The sequence below is a fragment of the Leucobacter sp. MMO-125 genome, assembly GCF_037148395.1.
Lineage (GTDB): Bacteria > Actinomycetota > Actinomycetes > Actinomycetales > Microbacteriaceae > Leucobacter.
Genome location: NZ_JBBCTL010000002.1, coordinates 130,090 through 150,644, shown reverse-complemented (window position 1 = coordinate 150,644; position 20,555 = coordinate 130,090). Strand labels below are relative to the sequence as shown.

The window sequence follows — 20,555 nt, the reverse complement described above, 5'->3', positions numbered from 1 at the left end:
CGCCGGGGTTTGTGATCATGATGCTTGAAGACCCTGGCTGCGCGCAGCTTTCTGCTGCGGGTGGGCACTCGCCGCTTGATCTCACGCTGTCTCGACGTCCTCGAATGAAACGCTCACCCACCATGCGGCTCTGCACTACGACCGCAACGCGATTTCGCCCGCTTTTGCGAGGACATTTTGGGGTGCGGTGCGGGTGAACAAGGTGGTTGAGGGTGGTGATGCTGCGGATCAGGCGGGGCAATGCCCGGTGTTGCAGGTGCGGCGCTGAGCGCCGGTGGGGTGCTGTTCTCACTGTTCGATCGCCGCAGACGCGAGGCGTAGAGAACTCCACGGCAGCCGTCTAAGCAGCCGCACGCACCAAAGCCTCCCGCCCCTTCGACTACCAGGGGCGGGAGGCTTTGGTGCGTGCGGACTCAGCCGCCTAGATACGCCTGACGCAGCAGCGCCTCATCGTCGGCGAGCTGCTTCGCCGGCCCTTGCGGGTGGCTCACCCGGCCGCTCGCCACCACCATCGCGTCGTCGGCGATGCTGAGAGCGAGATGCGTGAACTGCTCCACGAGCAGCACTCCCACCCCGGACGCCGCAATCTGCTGAATCAGCGGCAGCAACCGCATGAATACCACAGGCGCCAAACCGAGCGACATCTCGTCGATCAGCAGGAAGCGCGGTTTCGATGCGAACGCGCGGGCGAGCACCAGCATCTGCTGCTCGCCGCCCGACAGCAGCACCGACTGCGAATCGATGCGCTTCTCAAGCTCGGGAAACGACTGCAACACCGCCTGCACGCCCGCATCGTTTTTCGCGGTGAGCAGCAGGTTCTCGCGCACGGTCAGCGACGGGAAGATCGCGCGTCCCTGCTCGATATGGGCGATGCCCGCACGCGAGCGCTGCACCCGGCTCCACTTCGCGATCGACTCGCTGCCGAGCGTGATATCGCCGCCAGAGTGATCGATCACTCCCGATACCGATTCCAGCAGGCTCGTCTTGCCGGCACCGTTCGGCCCGACGAGAGCGACGATCCGCCCCTCCTGCAGTGTCAGATCGACATCCGACACGACCGGGCCCGCCCCGCGGCGCACCGTCACGCCGCTCAACCGCAGTTCGTTCATTGCGTTATCTCCGCATCTCCCATGTACGCGGCGACCACCGCGGGATCGTCAAGCACCTCGCGCGTCGGGCCCTGGGCGAGCACCTTGCCGAAGTCGAGCACGGTGAGCTCCGTGCACACCGAGCGCACCAGATCGAGATCGTGCTCGATCACCACGATCGCGGTGTCGAAACGCGACGGGATGCGTGTCAGTCGATGCCCGAACTGCAGATGCTCCTCGTGCGACAGGCCAGCCGCAGGCTCATCGAGAATCAGCACCCGAGGCCCGGACAGCACCGCAGCCGCCACCTCGATGAGACGCCGCGTGCCCACGTCGACGTTCGCCAGCTGCTCCTCCGGAGGCGGGCAGCCCAAGAAGGCGAGCGCGTCAGCAAGCTCATCATGGTCAAGACGCTTGCGCGCCACGAAACGCACATACGCCTCCACCGACAGCTGCGGCGGCACCCGATCCTGCTGGAAGGTGCGACGCAGCCCCTTCCGGGCGCGTGCTACCGGCGACAGCCGGGTGATGTCTTCGCCGTCGAGCAGCACCGTGCCGGTGTGCTGCGGCAGGAAGCCGCTCACCGCGTCGACGAACGTCGATTTGCCGGCACCGTTCGGGCCGATCAGACCCATGATGGAGCGCGGCCGCACCTGCAACGACACATCATCATTCGCCTTCAGCGCGCCGAACTGCACGCCCAGGCTGCGCACCTCGAGCACCGGAGCCGCATCCGCCGGAATCGGCTCCGCCGCCTCCGGCACCGCGAACACATCGAGCGCCGTGGTGCCCACATCGTTCGACGCGGTCTCGGCCTGGGCCGCACGGCGCTTCCTCGCGCTCTTACGGAAGCCACCTCGGATCACCTCGCCGAGGTTCGATCCGCCGGTGATCGCCTGGATGCCGAGCAGACCGAAGATCACGAAGCCCCAGTCCTGCGGCACGCCCCAGCGCTTCAGTAGTTCGGGCACCAGCACCCACAGCACGCCGCCGAAGATGGCCATGTCGATCAGGTAGGTGCCGCTCATCACCGCGAGGATGTAGAACGCGATCGACATCAGCGGTGTGAAGCTCGACGCGTAGGGGATCCCCACCTGGCCCGCGAGCAGGCCGCCCGAGACGCCACCGAGCGCCGCACTCATCGCGAACGCTGACAGCTTCGCCAAACGCACGCTCTGGCCCACAGCAGCAGTGCCGCGCTCGGAGAACGCCACAGCCTTCCAGCTGCTGCCCACCCGGCTGCGCTGCAGCAGGAACACGAGGTAAATGCAGACCACCAGCACGATCACCGCGAAGAAAAAGTACTCGCGGTCGCTCGAGAAGAGGCCGGGACGCTCCACCGAGAGCCCGTCCTGCTGCCCCGGGAACTGCGTCTGCACCAGCAGCACGTCGACAGCGGCGGCAGCGCCCAGAGTCACCACGGCCAGGTTCACGCCGCGCAGTCGCAGCGCCGGAAGCCCCAGTAGTACGCCTGCAAGAGCGGCGACCAGTGCGCCCGCAACTAGCCAGACGATGAAGCCGCCAGGCGCCTCGTTCTTGTTCAGGAACGTGACTACCCACGCGCCGATGGCGCTGAAGGTGAGCTGGCAGAGGGCGATGATCCCCGCCGAGCCGGTTACGATGCCGAGGCCGAGCAGCGAGATCGTCGCAGTGACCATGCTGATGGCAAGGTAGACAACGTATCCGGAGAGCCCGACACTCAGGGCCCAGCCGATCCCGATCCCGAGGATCGCGATGACAAGGGGCAGAACGGTGCGCAGGCGCCGATTAGCGAGCAGCATCCCACACCTCCTTTCGCTGCGACCACAGCAGCAGGATGACGATGAAGATGAGCGGCACGAAGTTGCGCACCAGCGCTAGCTCGTTGATCTGAGCCACCATGCCGTTGATGAGGCCCAGCAGCAAACCGCCGACTACTGCGAGATCCAGCCTCTTGAAGCCACCGAGCAGCGCCGCAGCTGCCGCGGGAATGATGAGCATCGACAGCGTCACCGCGTCGTTTGACTGCGTCGGGGCGATGATGAGGATCGTGATCGCGCTGACGGCGCCGGTTACCGCCCACACCCCGATGGCGAGCGGCTTCGACGAAATGCCGATGAGCTCGGCCGTGGTGGGGCGATCAGACAGCGCGCGCAGCTTCGTGCCGATCGTGGTCTTGCGCAGCACCAGCGCCGCAGCCACGGCGACAATCACCGCAAGCGTCACGGTGATCACGGTGACCCAGCTCACCACCACCCCGGAGATCGTGAACGCGGGGCCGTTGAAGATCGGGGCGAAGGGCTGCGGCTTGTTGCCGAACAAGATGTATGAGAGCGACATCAGCAGCAGGAACGGCCCCACAGTCATAGCGGATCGGGTCGAGAGATCCGCATCCGAAAGCCACGTTGCCGCGATCCACCCGATGAGCGCTGACAGCAGCGCGCCCACCAGAATCCCGGCGATCGTCGCCAGCCAGACCGGCAGGCCGAGCTTGCTGGCGAACCAGACCGCCACGAACGCGGCGAACATGCCCGTGGCCGCCTGCGCGAAATTGACGACGCGCACCAGGCGAGACATGAGCGTGAGTGTCACCGCGAACACGGCGTAGACGCCGCCGGCGGCGAGGCCCGAAAGCGCGCCCTGCAGCAGGGCCCCGCCGTTCACGGGTGCCTCCCCGGCGTGCGATGGGAAGTGAGAAGCATGGGAATCCTTCGAGGTCTGAAACGGAGTGCCCGGTGCGGCCGAAGCGAGTGCTTCAGCCGCACCGGGTGCGATTGCGAACCGGCCGCTACTTCGCCGGGATCATCAGCCAGTCTTCGGCTGCCTTCTCCCAGGCGTTCGTGCCCGACTTCAGCACGACGGGCCAGCCGCCGGGCTCGTAATCCTGCGCGGCGATCTTGTCGAACTGGTAGGGGTAGGCGATCATCGGGTTCTCGATCGGATCCATGTTGGCGAGGGCATCATTGACGCTCTCACGGGTAATGTCGCCCTCGATGCTCTGCAGCACCTCGACCATGAACGTCGCAGCCAAGTAACCACCCTGGCTGAAGGAGGTGAGCGTGATGTCGTTCTCCTCCATCAGTGCCTTCCAGTCGGCGTTGACTTCGCTGTCCTCAGTGAAGGGGTAGAACTCGGCGGGCACGTAGACGCCGGCGGCGCTGTTCGAGACAGCCTTCGCGAAGCTCTCGCTGTAGACCGAGGTGAGCATCAGGAAGGTGACGTCGTCCCAGCCCTGCTGGTTTGCCGCCTTGAGCATGCCGATCGCGTCGGGTTCGACGTTGTTCGTGACCACGCCGTCGCAGCCGGCCTCGCGAGCCTTCACCACGTATGGCGTGTAGTCAGCACCGCCGTAGGGCACGGTGTCATCGACGTAGACGGGCTTCTTGCCGGTGATCTCGCTCCAGCGATCCACTGCGGCCTGGTAAGCGGGACCGGTCGACCCGATCACGCTGGTGAGCACGCAGAGGTTCTCAAGGCCGAGCTCCTCCGAGCCGTACAGCATGGTGAGCGTGGTGTCGTTGAACGGGCCGATGTTCGCGGGGGCGATGTTGGGTGAGTTGAAGCAGCCGGGATCGACGCCGATACCCTGGATCGAGCGCACATTCTCCTGCTCGTAGTACTTCGCATTGATCTCACAGTCGAGCAGCGAGGCACCACCGACCAGAGCGACCACTTCGTCGCTGCCGACCAGCTCACGCGCCGAAGCGGTAGCGGTGGCCGGGTCGGCCTTGTCATCAGTGGCCTTGTACTCGATCATGTGGCCGTTGATGCCGCCTTCGGCATTGACCTTGTCGAAGACCGCGGCCGCCGCCTCTGAAGCCTCGGGAAAGGTTGCCGGGCCGGAGATGGTGTTGACGGAGCCGAGCTTGATCGGCGCGCCCTCACCGCCGCCGTCGCTGCCCGCGCAGCCGCTCAGCACGAGCGCGGCCGTCGCGGTCAGCGCGGCGGCACCCAGGATGCGTGATTTCATTGGTGTGTCCTCTCGGATGAGTGAAGGGGATTGGTGAAGTTCAGGTTCAGACGGGCTGCATATCTGGGTATTTGACATTGCCCAGCGGGTAGATGTGGCCGCCGGCGCGCGAGTGCTCGGACTCGCCGCTGCCGTTGATGCCGAGGAAGATGCCCGTGGTCATGAGCTGGTAGCCCAGATCGTGCAGCCACACGCTCGCGACGGAGATGCGGAACTCGCGGAAGCAGAAGAGGTAGAGGCCGTCATCGAGCTTCCACACCGTCGACAGGTCCATGTCGCCGTGGCCGCGCTGCACGCCCTGCAGGTTCTGCCAGGCGTAGCGCTCGGTCGACATGTAGACGTGCTCGTACAGGTGCTCGGGGCTGTAGCGGTAGAGGTTGCGCATGCCGATCAGGTCGCGTGACTCTGCGGGGGTGTCGCCTGTCGCGTCGATGCCCTCGACCTCGGCTGCGAAGAAGTCCTGCTTCACCTGCGGCTCGCCCTCTACGCGCTCGGCGTCGATGTGCGAGTGGGTGACGATCGCGCGACCGGTGCGCTCAGACCAGACCACGGTGACGGCCTCGCGATCCCGCGACTCCAGCGGCAGATTCACGAAGAACACATCGCTGCGCACCTGCACGGCATCGTAGGGGTCGTCGGTGCCGTCAGCGGCGATGCTCCCGCTCGCACTCCAGCTCGCCCGCTCCGTGCCGAAGTCGACGGTGAACGAGCTGCCATCGTCGAGGGTGAGCGCCAGCCGGCGGCCCTCGAGCGAAACGTTCGGCAGCCGGTACGTGTCGATGCCGGCTGCGAACTCGTCGTAGGTGGCCCACTCGTCGACACCGCGGCGCTCGTCGCTGGCGTCGGCGATCTGAGGTTCGGTCATTCTTCTTCGTCTCCTTTGATGAAGTCGGAATGCGCTGCGGAGGCCGCAACATCCGGAATACGATTCTCAATGTAGGCACTCCGGCAGCTTCGGTGGCCCGCGAGCACCGCCAGCGACAATGATCGTGCGCTATCGGTCAACGAGTATCACGACTCGGTTTCGGTGGCTTGCGTGCGCGATGCTTCGCGGGGGCGGATCGGGCCTGCGCGGGCACGCTTCGGGTCTGCACGCGGGGTGCCTCGGGCCCGCACGAGGGCGCGCCACAAGCGCTGCCTATGAGATGCGGATCGGGCGCGCGGGCAGATCAGCCCGCGCAGATATCTGACTGGGCGCGGGCCTGAGCGGCGCGCGCAGCATTCGCAGCAGCCGGCGCCGAAACGCGAAGCGGAGGTGCTTCAGATCCGCCGCAGATCACTCGGCGAAACGCCGTACGCGGCCTTGAACACGCGGCTGAAATGCGCGGCATCGGTGAAGCCCCAACGGGCCGCGATCGCCGACACCGTGCGGTCGCTGAGCACGGGGTCGAGCAGGTCGGCTCGGCAGCGTTCAAGCCGGCGCTCGCGAATCCACGTCGACACCGTGGTGTCGGCCTGCCTGAACAACGAGTGCAGGTGGCGGGTGGAGATGTAGTGAGCGGCGGCGATGTTGCCGGGGGAGAGGTCAGTGGCGGAGAGATGCTGATCGATGTACCCGTAGATTTTCTGCAGCAGCAGCTGATGCGGATCGCGCTGACCGGGTTCGGCATCGAGAATGCTCGAAAACAGCGTGCCCATCAGGTCGAGACTCGTGTGCGCGAGCTTCGCGCGAACCGGGCCCGACAGATGCGCCAACTGCGACGGAAACTGGGACAGGAACGCCGTGATCACCGGGGCGATGCCGCGGTGCTCCTGGCTCAGCGACACCGCGGTCAGCTGCTCTGTGAACGCGCTCGGCAATTCAAGCCGATCCTTCGGGAACATCATGATGAGATTGCGAAAATCCTCACCGAACAGCAGCGAATACGGCCGTGACGTGTCGTACACGGAGAGATCTCCCGGGCGCATCACCAGCTCTTTGCCGTCCTGCACCAGAATGCTGCTGCCCGACAGCAGCAGACTCACCTTGTAGTAGCCGCTGCCACCGTTCGCAATCGTCTCCGGAGTGCGCTCCACCAGGTGCGGCTTCGCCACAACCTCGGTGAACACCACGTCATCGGCATCCGCGGAGCAGAGGCGCGCCGCGAAGGGCTGACCTTGCTCGGCGCTGATCTCGAGTGGCACAAACGAAGACGACACCATGCGGCGGAACACGCCCAGGCTCTCGGCCTGCGTCGGCCGAGCCTCAGCGCGAGAGACATTCTGCTGTTCTGCAGTTGGCATGTCATTCACCTTTCTCATGATGCAACGCCCTTGAAGCAACACTCTGATTCGAGGATACCGCCTAAACCTCCGCAAGCACCTCCGAGAGGGTGTCGAGCAGCATCGGAAGCTCAGCCTCGCCGAACGCGAGCGGCGGGCGCACCTTCAGCACGCTCTCGTCGCGCCCGATCCGCGAAATCAGCACCTTGCGCGCCTTCATCGCCTCCACAACCTGCTTCGCGAGCTGCGGCGCCGGCTCCCCATCGATCGCAAAATCGAGCCCCAAGAACATGCCAACACCCTTCGCAGAGCGCACGAAATCATAGCGATCCGCGAAACCCTGGAAGCGCTCAGCCGCCACAGCGCCCAGGCTCTGCGCGCGGGCCATCAGACCTTCCTCGGCCATCTCCACCAGCACGGCCTCGCCCACAGCAGCCGACACCGGGTTGCCCGCGAAGGTGTTGAAGAACTCGTTCGTTGAGCCGAAAGCATCGAGAACGGCCTCGCTCGTCACCACAGCCGACATCGGGTGACCGTTGCCCATGGGCTTGCCCATCGTCACCAGATCGGGGGTAAGACCCGCATACTGATGGCCCCACATGTGGGTGCCGGTGCGACCGAAACCGCTCTGCACCTCGTCGGCGATCACCATGCCGCCAGCAGCCTGCACTCGCGCCGCGATGCCGCGCAGCAAGCCCTCAGGCACCCGCGGCATCCCCTCGGTCGAGAACAGCGGATCGAACAGGCACGCCGCCACTCCGAAGCCGGCCTCCTGCAGCGACGCAATCGCGGCATCGAGCTCGGCGAGCGTCTCCGCCAACACCTCGGCTTCGGGGCGCGGATCGCGATCCAGATCCGGGATCCGCAGCGGGCGCACATTCGGGTCGAGGGGTGTCGCGGTCTTCAGGCCCGTCGTAAGGCCCGCGAGCGTGATCGTGGTGCCGTGGTAGCTGTAATCAGACACGATCATGCCCGTGTTGCCGGTGAGCTGCCGGGAAATGCGGATCGCAAGCTCATTAGCCTCCGACCCTGAATTGCCGAAGAACACCCGATCGAGGACCGTGTCGAACGTTGCGAGCAGCTGCTCGGAATAGTCGACCACCCGCTCGTTCAAGTAGCGGGTGTGCACGTTGAGGGTCGCGGCCTGCTCGGCGAGGGCCGCCACCACGCGATCATTGCAGTGGCCCACATGCGGCACGTTGTTATAGCCGTCGAGGTAGCGCTCGCCGCTGGCCTCCGTGAACCACACGCCCTTCGCTGACACGAACTGCAACGGCTCGGAGTAGAACAGCGGTGAATACGGGCCGATGGTGCGGTTGCGGCGCTCGATGAGTGCGGCGGTGGAGGTCATATGGGGCTCCTCGGGTGGGAAAGCTTGGCGGATTGGGGAGTGGTGCGTCGAGCGGCGACGGGGTGCGTCAGGCGGCGACCAGTTCGCGCGACAGGCGCACAATGTGGGGCAGCACCGTGGTGGCGTGCCACTCGGCCGTGGGCTCGCCGCGGCGATCCGCCGCCCAGCCCAGGTAGGTGAGACCGCGGGCGAGCAGAATCGCAGGGAACACCGCAGAATCTGCGGCGTCGAGCGGGCGCACCGACTCGTAGCCTGCGAAGAGCGCGTCGCGGTACTCGGCGTACCGCGGGTGCGGCGTGAAGAAGTAGAGCGCCGTCGCGAGGTCGAAGAGGTGCCAACCGGCGGCGAAATCGTCGAAGTCGATGAGCACCAGGCCGTCGTCGGTGCGCAGCACATTCTCGGGGGTGAGATCGGCGTGGATGGGGCCGAAACGGTGTGCAGGGGTGCCGTACGCGCCGAGTTCGTCGCGGATCCGAGCAATTGCCGCGACCACCGCGTCGCGCTCCTCGCCCTGCAGCTCGGCAATGCGCAGCGGATCGCCCCAGGCGGGCTGCGGGCCGACGAGCCCGTCGAGATCCCAATCGTCGCGGGGTACCGCCATGCGGTAGCCGGAGCGCTCGGTGGCCTCGTGCACCTTGGCCGTGAGGCGGCCCAGTTCGGCGAAGTCGGCGGTGTCGATGTGGGCGGTGCCGGCGACCGCTGTGCGCTCGTCACCGAAGTTGCCGTGGTTGGGGATGAGGTGCTGCAGGTCGACCTGGTGGGCGCCCGCGGCGTGGTCACGGCCCACCACGCAGAAGCCGCGGCCGTTGCGGGCGGGCACGAAGTGTGGCACGGCGACGCCCTCGCCGTGCAGCGCTCGCACGAAGTCGAGCTCGCAGCCGAGCTCGTCATCCGAGTGGTAGCCCTGGCGGTGCACACGCAGCACGTAGTCGGTGCCGCCCGAGGTGAGGGAGAAGACGAAGTTCTCGCGCTGCTTGAGCAGGGAGAGTTCGGTGCCGGGGTCGAGGTCGTATCCGGCGAGTGCTTCGCGGGCGAGCTCGATGGCGACGGGGAGATCGACGGTGATCATGCGGGTCCTTCCGGCGGGCGCTGCCGGGTGACCCCGACAGAAAACTATACTCAGAGTATAGAAAGCGAACTCGGAGTGCACAAGTGCGGCTTCGGCTTCTACACTGAGGGCATGCAATCCGCCTCCACCGCGCCCCCCACGCTGCGCCAACGACGCCAGCAGCGCACGCGGGAAGAACTCGTCGACGCCGTGCTCGCCGTCATCGGCCAGGCAGGTCTCGCCGACACCACCATCGAGCGCGTCACCGCAGAGTCGGGGGTTTCCCGCGGCACCGTCTACGCCTACTTCCCGGGCGGCCGCGACGAACTGCTGCGCGCCGCCTACGCCCGCCTCGGTCACGGCCTCGTCGACCGCACCCGCGCCGCCGTATCCGCGGCCGACGACTGGCGCGGCCGCCTCGTCGCCCACGCCCGCGCCATGCTCGACCTCGCCGACGACCCCCGCATCGGCCACTTCTACAACGTGTCAGGCCCCACCCTGATCGCCGATGGCGCCGAGCGCGGCATCGGATCGGGCGCGAGCATCATCATGATCCGCGAAACCCTCGAAGCCGCCCAGGCCGCGGGCGAAGTCGACACGAGCATCGACGCCGACTCCGTCGCCGCCCTGCTCGTCGGCGCCCTGCGAGAAGCCGCCACCGGCGTCGCCGCCGGCCACCGCGACGCCGATCGCGCCTTCGCCGCCTTCGCCCGCCTCATCGACGGCCTCGCCGCGCGGTAGCCGCGGGCTTGCCGCCGCTGCGCCGCCGCTGCGCCGCCGCTGCGCCGCCGCTGCGCTGCCGTTGCGCTGCCGTTGCGCTGCCGTTGCGCTGCCGTTGCGCTGCCGCTGCGCTGCGGCCAGATGCGCCCCGCCCTTCCGAAATCGGGGTCGGTTTTGGTCGCGTGTCATGCCGCGACACGGCCAAAAGTGACCCCCATTTGGGCGGTGGGGCGGGGCTCGGCGGGGCTGGTGGCGCAAGGCTGGGTTAGGCGGGGCAAGGCGGGATTAAGGCAATCTGCGGCCGAGAGGCGGATAACGCATGCTCAGGCGGGGGAGGGCGTGCGAAACTCGCCTTTCGGCGCCGAGCCGGGCCAGGCCGGGGCGGGGCGGCGCGGGGCCGGACCGCAGAGCGGGCTGCGTGCTAGAGCGCGGCGAGCAGGGCGTCGACGGCGGCGCGGGCGCGCACGGTGCGGCCCTCGTCGCGGTCGAAGTCGCCTATGAATACGTTGCCGAGCGCGGTGGAGAGCACGCCCTGCGCGGCGGCTTCGCGCGCGGCGGCCGGGGCGTGCGGTTTCGCCCGGGAGATGTAGGCGGCGAGGCGTTCGCGGGTCGACGCGTACGACGCCGCGAGCACGTCGGCGATATCGGCGTTCGTGCGCGCCAGTTCGACGAAGGCGAGTACGATCGCGTTCTCCGAGGTGGATGCGGCGAACTCGCCGCCGAAGAGGAAGGCGAGTGCGCCGTCGAGGTCGTCGACGGCGGCGGGCAGGATCGCGGGCTCGCCGTTCTCGTCGGCGTAGAAGGCGCGGGCCGCGTCGAGCAGCAGTCGGTCGCGGTTGCCGACGAAGTGCCGCACGTGCCCGCGCGACATGCCCGCGGTGTCGGCGATGCGGTCGAGCGTGGTCTTGCTGATGCCGTGCTCGGAGATGGTGCGCAGCGTGGCCTCGATGATCTGCTCGCGGCGTTCGTCGGCGACAGAGGGGCGGGCCATGCGCGTTCCTTTCGGTGCTGGGGCGGTCGCGGGGCTCGCGGCGCCTCCCCGAAGAATAGCGGGATCTTGCGGCGAACAAAAATTGTCTAGTCAGACTTGACTAAATTGCTTTCCACCCCCTAGCTTGGGTCTCACCCGGTCGCAGGGTTCACCCGGCGAAGGGCGCCTCGCATCGAGGGGAGGCCGTGCTGCACCGCGCAGACGGGTTCCTCCCGGTCGCCGCGCAGCCCTCGCCGTCGCCCCGGCCGCCACCGAACCACGTCCCGAAGGAGCGACATGACGACGCAGTACCATCGCCTCGGCCCGGCACCCGTGAGCCCGCTCGCTCGCGAGGAGCGGGTGCGCATGCGCGACGGCGTGCACCTCGCCGCCGACGTCTACCTGCCGGCGCTCGCGCAGTCCGCCGCGGAACGCTCCGCGCAGTCCGCCGCGCAGCGCGCAGCGGGGGCCGGCGCAGCAGAGGCCGGCACGGAGATGGGGCCCGGGGCGGTGGCCGACGCCGCGACGGCGCGCGACGAGACCCCCGGCGACACGATCCTGATCCGCCTGCCCTACGACAAGAGCGGCGAGTACACCTTCATCCCGCTCATCGCCGAGTACTTCACCGCGCGCGGGTACCGCGTCGTGGCGCAGGACGTGCGCGGCAAGTTCCGCTCGGAGGGCGACGCGCTGCTCTTCGTTAACGAGGTGCGCGACGGCTCCGACACCCTCGACTGGATCGTGCAGCAGCCCTGGTCGAACGGCCGCGTCGCGATGTGGGGCGACAGCTACTACGGGTACACGCAGTGGGCGGCGGCCGCGAGCGGTCACCCCGCGCTGAAGGCGATCGCGCCGCGCGTCACGGGCACCCGGCTGGGGGAGCCCGTGCACCGCGATCCGGGCGATCGCACGCGCGCTGTGGAGATGGGCATCACGAATCTCTACCCGCTCACCCACTTCTTCGGCAACGACACCTACCTGTGGGAGCCGGATTGGACGCGGCGCGATTTCGCAGCGCAGGCCGAGGCGTTCATCGCCGAGCGCGGTCGTCGTTCGATCTCGTACGACCAGTGGACGCCGCACCCGGTGACGCTGCCGCGCTTCCCGCTGGGGAGCCCGTTCGCGGGGCGTTCGGTGCCGGTGCTGCACACGATCGGCTGGTGGGACAACTGCGCTCCGCTCTCGTGGGCCGATGTGGCCGAGATCGCGCAGCACCCCCACTGGGATGCGCACCACTATCTGCGCATCGAGTCCATCGATCACGAGAATCACACGCTGCTGGAGTCGGCAGAGGAGCGGGTGGAGAATCGCAGCGCCGCCCAGGTGCGCGCCATGCTGCCCGCCTATCTCGACCCGGCGCTGGAGTTCTTCGAGGTCTTCGTGCGCGGCGAGGGCCGCCCGGGCGATGTGCCCCGCGTCAACTGGAACCTCGCGGGCACCGACGAGCTGCGCAGCGATGCAACGTGGCCGCCGTCCGGGGTGCGCGTCGAGACGCGATTCGCCACCGCCGAGGGTGGGCTGGCGGTGCAGCGGCCGGGTGCGGCGCAGGCTGAGAGCTGGGTGCACGATCCCGCGGATCCGGTGCCTTCGAGCGTGCCCGACGCCTTCTCGTACCTGCTGCACCTGCCCGACGAGGCGCCGATCGGCGCCCGCGGCGACGTGCTCGTCTTCGACGGGCCGGTGCAGCCGGCCGACGTCGACCTGGCCGGGCCGGTCCGGGCGCGGGTCGGCCTGAGCTCGACCGGGCCCGTCGCCGACTGCTTCGTGCGGCTGCTCGACGTGGCGCCCGACGGCTCCGCGCTCAGGATCGCGCGCGGCCAGCTGCAGCTGCGCGACGCGACGCGGCCCGGAGTGCTCGACATCGACCTCGGCCACGTGGGCTACCGGCTGCGCGCCGGGCATCGGCTGCGGGTGCACGTGTCGAGCAGCGACTACCCGGAGTTCCTCCCGCAGCCGGGCACGGGCGCCGACCCGTGGACGGAGGGGGAGCGGATGCTCCCCAACACGCAGACCATCACGATCGGGGGCCCCGACGCCTTCGCCATCGACATCCCCGTGCTGGAAGGAGCACTCGCATGACCGCAGCAGAGACCCCCGCACTGCCCGAGCCGAGTCTCGAGTACGTCTTCGAGATCCGGGCGACCATCGACCCCGATCTGCGCATCGGCCGCAGCTCCGACGAGGTGCTCACCTTCACTCCGATCTCGGGAGGCAGCGTCGCCGGCCCCCGCTTGAACGGCGAAGTGCTCGCGGGCGGCGGCGACTGGGCGGTCGAGCGTTCGGGCACGGCGCAGCTCGAGGCGCGCTATCTCATCCGCGCCGACGACGGAGCCGTGATCGACGTGCTCAACCGGGGCTACTTCCGCGCCACCGACGAGCTGATCGCGCGCATGGAGCGCGGCGAGCAGGTGCCGGAGGGGGAGCCCGGCCTGTACTTCCGCACGGCTCCGGTCTTCCAGACCGATGCGCCGGCGCATCGCTGGCTTGCCGAGCACCAGTTCATCGGCCTCGCCCGCGACGGCGAGGGCGAGAACGGCGAGCCGCAGGTGTGCATCCGGGTCTTCGCGGTGCGATGATGCGCGGCGGGGGCGGGATCGCGCAGCGGATCGGCGCGCACGCGTGCCGGGGCGGCGCCGGTTCAGCGCGTGCGCGGCAGGGCGCGCAGCGCCGAGAGCGTGATCTCGCGCGTGCGTGCGGGGTGCCAGTGGGCAGGGTCTTCGGCGTTCGCGAAGTAGGAGCCGCGCAGCAGCAGGTAGCCGAGCTCGGTGGCGAGTTCGGGGTCGGCGTAGCCGGCGTCGCGGGCGGCGTCGTGCAGCACGGCGCGGTAGGACTCGGATTCCCGGCGCAGCGCGTCGCGCAGTGCGGGTTCGGTTTCGGCGTTCGCGACGATCTCGAGGATGAGGGCGCGCAGCACCGGTTCGACCTCGTCGGGTTCGGGCTCCCACGACACGAGCGCTTCGAAGCGTTCGGCCGGCGAGAGTCCGTCGGCGGCCCCCTCGTACTCGGCGCGCCAGCGGGCGCTGGCGCGGTCGAGCACGTTGAGGATGAGCTCGGATCGCGAGGGGAGGTAGTTCGTGACGAGGGTGGTGGATCCGCCCAGTTCACGGGCGACCGCGCGGATGGTGACGGCGTTCGCGCCGGAGGTGCGCGCGACGCGGATGGTGGCCTCGGCGATGGCTTGCAGCCGCGCTTCGCGGTCGATGTCCTTGGGCATATCGCGAGCCTAGCGAGCGATGAGACCAAAATGCAACATTGATGTACAACAGCGTTATATTATGATGACTGCGGGGCGGATCACCGACGATCCACCCCGAAGCGATTCCGAAAGGACGGAACCATGAAACGAAGCGGACTGGTCGTAGGACTGGCGCTCGGAACAGCGGCGCTCTTCGCCGTCACCGCCTGCGCACCCCGCGAGGGCGGCGCCTCCGAGAACCGCGCATCGGTTGACGAAGCCCAGCTCGTCGCCTCGCTGCCCGCGGCCGAGAACCCCGTCGACGAGGTCGTGTGGTCGGTCGTCGAGGGCGAACCGGCCACACTCGATCCCGGATCGTCCGCGACCGTGATCATTCCCAACCTGTGCGAGAACCTCATGCAGCTGCAGCCCGACTTCTCGATCGAGCCCGGCGTCGCGCAGAACGCCGAGTGGGTCGACCCCGTCACGCTCAAGCTCACCCTGCGTGACGACGTCACCTTCTGGGACGGCACGCCCCTCACCGCCGACGACGTGGTCTACAGCCTGCAGCGCGGGCAGAACCCCGCCTCGCAGTGGTACGCCGCCTTCGTGCTCGTCTCCGACATCGCGAAGACCGGCGACCTCGAAGTCACGATCCGCTTCAACGCCCCCGACTCCACCTTCCTCGACTCCCTCGCGGGCGGCGGTGGCGCCGTGATGAGCAAGGCCTACGGCGAACAGGCCGGCCCCTCGCTCGGCACCTCCGAGGGCGGCCTCATGTGCACCGGCCCCTACCAGCTCGAAGCCGGCGGCTGGAAGCCCGGCAGCGAGATCGTCACCACCGCCAACGAGAGCTACTGGGGCGGCGCCCCGCTCGTGCAGAAGCTCAAGTACGTCTTCGTCACCGACGGCTCGACGCTCACCACCGCGCTCACCGAGGGCGAGATCGACGGCGCCTTCAACGTGCCCCCGGGCTCGCGCGGCGCCTTCGAGGGCGACGGCGCCGGCAGCCTCATCGTCGGCCCCTCCACCGCCTCCTTCAGCTTCGGCCCCGCCACGGCCGAGGGCCCCGCCGCGAGCCCCGCGATCCGACAGGCCCTCAGCCTCGCCATCGACCGCGAGAAGTACATCGACACGGTGCTGAACGGGCTCGGCGAGGTGCAGAAGACCATCGTGCCCCCGTTCACCTTCAACCAGACCGAGGCCAGCGCCATCTACCAGGCCGGCTACGACGAGCTCGCAGCGCCAGAGGTAGACCTCGAACGCGCGAAGCAGCTCATCGCCGACAGCGGCGAAGACGTGAGCGCGCCGCTCGTTGTCGCGATCCCCGCCGGTGCCAAGGAGTTCCAGCAGACGGCCGCGATCATCCAGAGCGCCGGCAAGAGCATCGGGCTCGACATCGAGATCAACGAGATGCAGCCCGCCGACTTCGGCGCCATGTTCTACGATCCGGGCGCCCGCGACGGCATCGACTTCGTCGCCACCCAGGGCTACATCGAGACGCCCACCGTGGGCGGCTACCCCTCACTGTTCATGCTGCCCGAGGACCGCGGCGGCGTGTTCAACTGGAGCCAGTACTCGAACGACGAGGTCACCGCGCTCATGGAGGCCTCCCGCACCGCCGCCGACCCGCAGACGGCCGCGGAGGAGTTCGTCGCCGCGCAGCGCATCTTCGCCCCCGACCAGCTGCAGGTCACCCTCGCCGGCTCGTACCAGCTCACCTACCTCTCGGACGAGCTGACCGGCGCCACCACCTCGATCGCCATCTACAGCAGCCCCTGGGCGCTGCACCTCGGCGGCAAGTAGGCGCCCGTCCGCACGAACAGACCCCCAAGGTAAGGAACACACACGGTGAACGGACTCGTGCTGCGCACGCTGATCGGAAGGCTGGGCGGCCTGCTGCTGACCCTCTTCCTGTCGAGCGTCGTGATCTTCTCCGCCCTGCTGCTCACGCCCGGCGACCCCATCGCGGCACTCGCGGGCGGGGCGAAGCCCACCCCTGAGCTCATCACGCAGATCCGCGCGGAGTACCACCTCGACGACCCCATCTGGTCGCGCTACCTGCAGTGGCTGGGCGGCGTCTTCACGGGCGACTTCGGCCGATCCTTCGTCTACAAGACCGACGTGATCGACCTCGTCGCGCCGCGCTTCGGCGTCACCTTCCAGCTGGTGCTGCTCACTGTCGCCATCATCCTCGTGTTCGGCGTCGGATCCGGCATCCTCGCGGCGACCCGCGGCCCCGCGGTGGATCGCGCCGTGGCCGTCGCCACCTCGCTCGGCATGGCGCTGCCCACCTTCGTCGTCGCGATCCTGCTGATCTGGATCTTCGCGAAGAGCCTCGGGTGGTTCCCCGTGTTCGGCGAAGGATCGGGCGGCTGGGACCGGGTGTGGCACCTCATCCTGCCGGCCGTCTCCCTCTCGGTCATGTTCATCGCCTACATCAGCCGCGTCACCCGTTCCTCGCTCGTGGCGCAGCTGCACTCCGAGCACGTCGAGACCGCGAAGGTGCGCGGCATCCCGCGGGGCCGCATCTTCCGGGTGCACGTATTCCGCAACGCCTCGCCGCAGATCCTCGCGATCTCGGGCACCACCGTCGCGGGCCTCTTCGCAGCCTCCGCCATCGCCGAGCAGGCCTTCGGCCTCGGCGGCATCGGCTCGCTGCTCACCGAGGCCGCCGCGCGCAAGGATCTGCCCGTCGTGCAGCTCGTGTCGTTGCTGCTCGTCGCCATCTTCGTCGTGCTGAACGCCGTCGCCGACCTGCTCAGCGCCCTCATCGACCCCGACACCATCACCGCAGGGAGGCAGGCATGAGCGTCGCCCAGCTCGCATCCGGCCGTGCGCCGAGGGCCGCGATCCGCGCCGCCCAGAAGGACTGGATGTTCGTCACGGCCCTCGCCGTGTTCGGCGTCATCGCGCTTGCCGCGGCCATCGGCCCGTGGATCGCGCCCTACGACCCCACCGAGCTCTACGCCGGCGACGTCAACGGCGTCGTCTCCGCCGAGCACCCCTTCGGCACCGACGACGTGGGCCGCGACATCCTGTCGCGGGCGCTGTCTGGTGCGCGGGCCAGCGTGGTCGCCCCGATCTTCGTCGTGATCCTCTCGACCATCGCTGGCGCCTCGCTCGCGGTGCTCGCCGCCTGGTTCGGCGGCGCGCTGCGCGGCACCATCGCGCGCGTCGTCGATGTCATCTTCGCGATCCCGGGCCTCGTGCTCGCCGTGCTCGCCGTCGCGATGTTCGGGAAGGGGCTCGTCGCCCCCGTGATCGCGCTCTCGATCGCCTACATCCCCGTCGTCGCCCGCCTCACGCAGACCGCGGCGTCGCGCGAACTCGGCAAGCCCTACATCGCCGCGCTGCGGGTGCAGGGGGTGTCGAGCCTCGCGATCTGCTTCAAGCACCTCGTGCCGGCGCTCGTGCCCGTGGTCGCCGCGCAGATGGCCGTCGGCTTCGGCTACGCCATGCTCGACCTGGCCGCGATCTCGTTCCTCGGCCTGGGCGAGCAGCCGCCCGCCGCCGACTGGGGATCCATGATCGCGAGCGGCCAGGCCGGCATCCTCGCGGGCGCCCCCGAGCAGTCGCTGTTCCCCGCGATCCTCGTGGTGCTGACCGTGCTGTCGGTGAGCATCATCGGGGCCCGCGTCACCACCTGGGCAGAGGAGAAGGAACGATGAGCACCCCCGAATCCATCGCAGCACGTACCGCCACCGCCGCGGGCACCGCCTCCGCCGCACCCGTGCTCGAACTCGACGGGCTGTCGATCTCGATGCCCGGCCGCACCCTGGTGCACGACTGCACCCTCCACGTCGGCCCCGGCGAGGCCGTAGGCCTCGTCGGAGAATCGGGATCCGGCAAGACGCTCTCGGTGCGCGCCGTCGCCGGGCTGCTGCCCGCGCACTTCGAGACCGGCGGCGCGATCCGCATCCTCGGCCGCGACATCGCCGAGCTGAGCGCGCGCGAGCTGCGGGAGCTGCGGGCCCGCCGCATCGGCATGATCTTCCAGACGCCCCGCGCCCACCTCAACCCGCTGCGCTCCATCGGCGACTTCATGACCGAAGCGCTCGTCACGGTCGCGGGCGCGAAGCCCGACACGGCCCGGGCGCGGGCGCTCGACCTGCTCGACGAGGTCGGGATCACCGACCCCGCGCGCCGCCTGCGGCAGTTCCCCGCCGAACTGTCGGGCGGCCTGCTGCAGCGCGTGATGATCGCCGCGACCCTCGCCATGGATCCCGAGATCCTGCTCGCCGACGAGATCACGACGGCCCTCGACGTCACCACCCAGGAGGAGGTCATGGCCGTCATCGGCGAGCTGCGGAAGCACCGCGAGCTATCAATGCTGTTCATCACGCACGACCTCGCGCTCGCCGGTGCGGTGACGGATCGCGTCGCCGTCATGCGGCAGGGGCGCACGATCGAGACGCTGGGCTCGGCCACGATGCGCCGCGACGCCCGCGAGGAGTACACGCGCGTGCTCATGTCGGCGGCGCTGCCCGCGGATGACGGCGGATCCGGATCCGCCCGTCCGGCTTTCGGATCGCACCGATCTTTCGGAGCAGAGGCCGGGGGCTCATCCGAAGCATCGGCGTCGCCCGAAACATCGACGGGCGGGCGCCGCGACCCCGGCCAGACCCCCGCGCCGATCCTCGCGGTGTCGGGCCTGCGCAAGACGTTCCGGGTGCGCAGCGCGACCGGCGGCGGGCACGACACCTTCGTCGCCGTCGACGACGTCGCCTTCGATCTCGCCGCCGGCGGCTCGCTCGGCATCGTGGGCGAATCCGGATCGGGCAAATCCACCACCGCCCGCATCATCTGCGGCCTCGAACGCGCCGACGCGGGCACCGTGACCGTGGCCGGCGACGACTGGAGCGCCCCGGCGCGCGGCACCGCCGCCCGCCGCGCCCGCGCGAAGACGGTGCAGATGGTGTTCCAGGATCCGTACCAGTCGCTCGACCGGCGGCAGACCGTGCGCGAGTGCCTCACCGAGGCGATCCGCGTCCACCGCCCCCGCGACCCGCGCAGCACCCTCGACGCCCGCATCGACGAGCTGATGCGGCAGGTGCACCTCGACGGCGCCCTGCTCGACGCCAGGCCGCGCGCGCTCTCCGGCGGGCAGCGCCAGCGCGTCGCCATCGCCCGGGCGCTCGCCGCCGATCCGCGCATCCTCGTGCTCGACGAGGCGGTCTCCGCGCTCGACGTCACCACCCAGGTCGAGATCCTCTCGCTGCTCGACGCGATCCGCCGCGACACCGGCGTCGCGCTGCTCATGATCACCCACGACCTCACCGTGATCCGGCGCCTCTGCGACCGCGTCGCCGTGATGCGGCAGGGCGCGATCGAGGAGTACGGCACCGCCGACGACATCCTCGACGCGCCCCGCGCCGAGTACACGCGACTGCTGCTCGACTCCATCCCGCGCGAGGGGTGGAAGCCGCGCCGGCGCCGTCTCGGACGCACCTCGGCGATCCCCGTCGTCACCGCCGCCCAGCCCATCCCCGACATTGAGGACCTCGCATGACCCCCGCACCCGAACTCATCGAACCCGGCTTCGAGTACTGCTTCGAGCTGCGCGTGGACGTGGCCGACGCCATTCCCCTCGGCGGCGCGGACGACGGCGAGGGCCTGCATTTCGCGGGCATCACCGGCGGCGCGTTCGAGGGTCCCCGCCTGCGCGGGCGCATCCTGCCCGGCGGCGGCGACTGGTGGCACGGCCGCGGCCTCGCCGTGAGGCTCGACGCGCGCTACGTGATCGAGGCCGAACTGCCCGGCGGCGGGAGCGCCGCGATCGACGTGGTGAACCGCGGCACCTGGCGCACCGACCCCGACAGCTTCGAGCGCATGCTCGCGGGTGAGCACGTGGGCGAGCGCGAGCTCTACTACCGCACCGCCTTCGTGTTCCAGACCGAGCACCCGCAGCTGCAGTGGCTCGCCGAGTCGCAGTTCGTCGGCTACGCGCGCCCCGAACCCGGCCGCGTGGTGATCCGCGTGTTCCGGCTGGTCTAGCGCCAGGCGGGCCAGCCCGTCACGACCCCTCAGAAACGTCCTCAGAAAGAAGCCC

The 20,555-nt window shown here is 69.0% G+C and carries 18 protein-coding genes; 8 read left to right on the top strand and 10 right to left on the bottom strand.

The window, feature by feature from the left end:
- Positions 1-413: 413 nt before the first annotated feature.
- The 8 genes from WFI54_RS05465 to WFI54_RS05430 form a co-directional block, all read right to left on the bottom strand.
- Positions 414-1,109 (bottom strand): ABC transporter ATP-binding protein, encoded by a 696-nt coding sequence (locus WFI54_RS05465; protein WP_336651785.1) that lies wholly within the window; start codon positions 1,107-1,109, stop codon positions 414-416.
- The gene (locus tag WFI54_RS05460; protein WP_336651784.1) at positions 1,106-2,869 is read right to left on the bottom strand and encodes a branched-chain amino acid ABC transporter ATP-binding protein/permease; all 1,764 of its coding nucleotides are present in this window, start codon (positions 2,867-2,869) and stop codon (positions 1,106-1,108) included. Before WFI54_RS05460 ends, WFI54_RS05465 begins: the two co-directional genes overlap by 4 nt.
- Positions 2,856-3,731: a branched-chain amino acid ABC transporter permease gene (locus tag WFI54_RS05455; RefSeq protein ID WP_336651783.1), complete on the bottom strand. Its 876-nt coding sequence runs from the start codon at positions 3,729-3,731 to the stop codon at positions 2,856-2,858. The genes WFI54_RS05460 and WFI54_RS05455 overlap by 14 nt, the downstream gene beginning before the upstream one ends.
- Before the next feature lie 124 nt (positions 3,732-3,855).
- Positions 3,856-5,037, bottom strand: coding sequence for an ABC transporter substrate-binding protein (locus WFI54_RS05450; RefSeq protein WP_336651782.1), 1,182 nt, complete (start codon positions 5,035-5,037; stop codon positions 3,856-3,858).
- Positions 5,038-5,083: 46 nt separating this feature from the next.
- The gene (locus tag WFI54_RS05445; RefSeq protein WP_336651781.1) at positions 5,084-5,902 is read right to left on the bottom strand and encodes a MoaF C-terminal domain-containing protein; all 819 of its coding nucleotides are present in this window, start codon (positions 5,900-5,902) and stop codon (positions 5,084-5,086) included.
- A gap of 395 nt (positions 5,903-6,297) precedes the next feature.
- Positions 6,298-7,260 carry a helix-turn-helix domain-containing protein gene (locus tag WFI54_RS05440; RefSeq protein WP_336651780.1) on the bottom strand — a complete coding sequence of 321 codons (963 nt, stop codon included), beginning with the start codon at positions 7,258-7,260 and terminating at the stop codon, positions 6,298-6,300.
- 61 nt (positions 7,261-7,321) lie between these two features.
- Positions 7,322-8,590: an aspartate aminotransferase family protein gene (locus tag WFI54_RS05435; protein ID WP_336651779.1), complete on the bottom strand. Its 1,269-nt coding sequence runs from the start codon at positions 8,588-8,590 to the stop codon at positions 7,322-7,324.
- A 67-nt stretch (positions 8,591-8,657) separates the two neighbouring features.
- Positions 8,658-9,659, bottom strand: coding sequence for a phosphotransferase enzyme family protein (locus WFI54_RS05430; RefSeq protein WP_336651778.1), 1,002 nt, complete (start codon positions 9,657-9,659; stop codon positions 8,658-8,660).
- 111 nt (positions 9,660-9,770) lie between these two features.
- Between WFI54_RS05430 and WFI54_RS05425 the strand changes: the two genes are divergently transcribed.
- The gene (locus WFI54_RS05425; RefSeq protein WP_336651777.1) at positions 9,771-10,379 is read left to right on the top strand and encodes a TetR/AcrR family transcriptional regulator; all 609 of its coding nucleotides are present in this window, start codon (positions 9,771-9,773) and stop codon (positions 10,377-10,379) included.
- A gap of 400 nt (positions 10,380-10,779) precedes the next feature.
- Here WFI54_RS05425 and WFI54_RS05420 read toward each other — a convergent pair whose 3' ends face one another.
- Positions 10,780-11,349: a TetR/AcrR family transcriptional regulator gene (locus WFI54_RS05420; RefSeq protein ID WP_336651776.1), complete on the bottom strand. Its 570-nt coding sequence runs from the start codon at positions 11,347-11,349 to the stop codon at positions 10,780-10,782.
- A gap of 276 nt (positions 11,350-11,625) precedes the next feature.
- On the opposite strand from WFI54_RS05420, the gene WFI54_RS05415 reads away from it, so the two are divergent.
- Positions 11,626-13,407 (top strand): CocE/NonD family hydrolase, encoded by a 1,782-nt coding sequence (locus WFI54_RS05415; protein ID WP_336651775.1) that lies wholly within the window; start codon positions 11,626-11,628, stop codon positions 13,405-13,407.
- Positions 13,404-13,904 (top strand): DUF3237 domain-containing protein, encoded by a 501-nt coding sequence (locus WFI54_RS05410; protein WP_336651774.1) that lies wholly within the window; start codon positions 13,404-13,406, stop codon positions 13,902-13,904. The genes WFI54_RS05415 and WFI54_RS05410 overlap by 4 nt, the downstream gene beginning before the upstream one ends.
- Before the next feature lie 62 nt (positions 13,905-13,966).
- Here WFI54_RS05410 and WFI54_RS05405 read toward each other — a convergent pair whose 3' ends face one another.
- Complete coding sequence (locus tag WFI54_RS05405) at positions 13,967-14,542, bottom strand: TetR/AcrR family transcriptional regulator (RefSeq protein WP_336651773.1); 576 nt, start codon at positions 14,540-14,542, stop codon at positions 13,967-13,969.
- A gap of 123 nt (positions 14,543-14,665) precedes the next feature.
- Here WFI54_RS05405 and WFI54_RS05400 point away from each other — a divergent pair, with 123 nt between their 5' ends.
- From WFI54_RS05400 to WFI54_RS05380, 5 genes are read left to right on the top strand one after another with little or no spacing between them, the layout of a single operon-like run.
- A complete protein-coding gene (locus WFI54_RS05400) occupies positions 14,666-16,309 on the top strand; it encodes an ABC transporter substrate-binding protein (protein WP_336651772.1) in 1,644 nt (547 codons plus the stop codon).
- 45 nt (positions 16,310-16,354) lie between these two features.
- On the top strand, positions 16,355-17,314 hold the full coding sequence (locus WFI54_RS05395; RefSeq protein WP_336651771.1) for an ABC transporter permease: 960 nt from the start codon (positions 16,355-16,357) through the stop codon (positions 17,312-17,314).
- Positions 17,311-18,174, top strand: a complete 864-nt coding sequence (locus tag WFI54_RS05390) for an ABC transporter permease (protein ID WP_336651770.1) — start codon at positions 17,311-17,313, stop codon at positions 18,172-18,174. The genes WFI54_RS05395 and WFI54_RS05390 overlap by 4 nt, the downstream gene beginning before the upstream one ends.
- Positions 18,171-20,015: an ABC transporter ATP-binding protein gene (locus WFI54_RS05385; protein WP_336651769.1), complete on the top strand. Its 1,845-nt coding sequence runs from the start codon at positions 18,171-18,173 to the stop codon at positions 20,013-20,015. The genes WFI54_RS05390 and WFI54_RS05385 overlap by 4 nt, the downstream gene beginning before the upstream one ends.
- Positions 20,012-20,500: a DUF3237 domain-containing protein gene (locus WFI54_RS05380; protein ID WP_336651768.1), complete on the top strand. Its 489-nt coding sequence runs from the start codon at positions 20,012-20,014 to the stop codon at positions 20,498-20,500. Before WFI54_RS05385 ends, WFI54_RS05380 begins: the two co-directional genes overlap by 4 nt.
- Positions 20,501-20,555 lie beyond the last annotated feature (55 nt).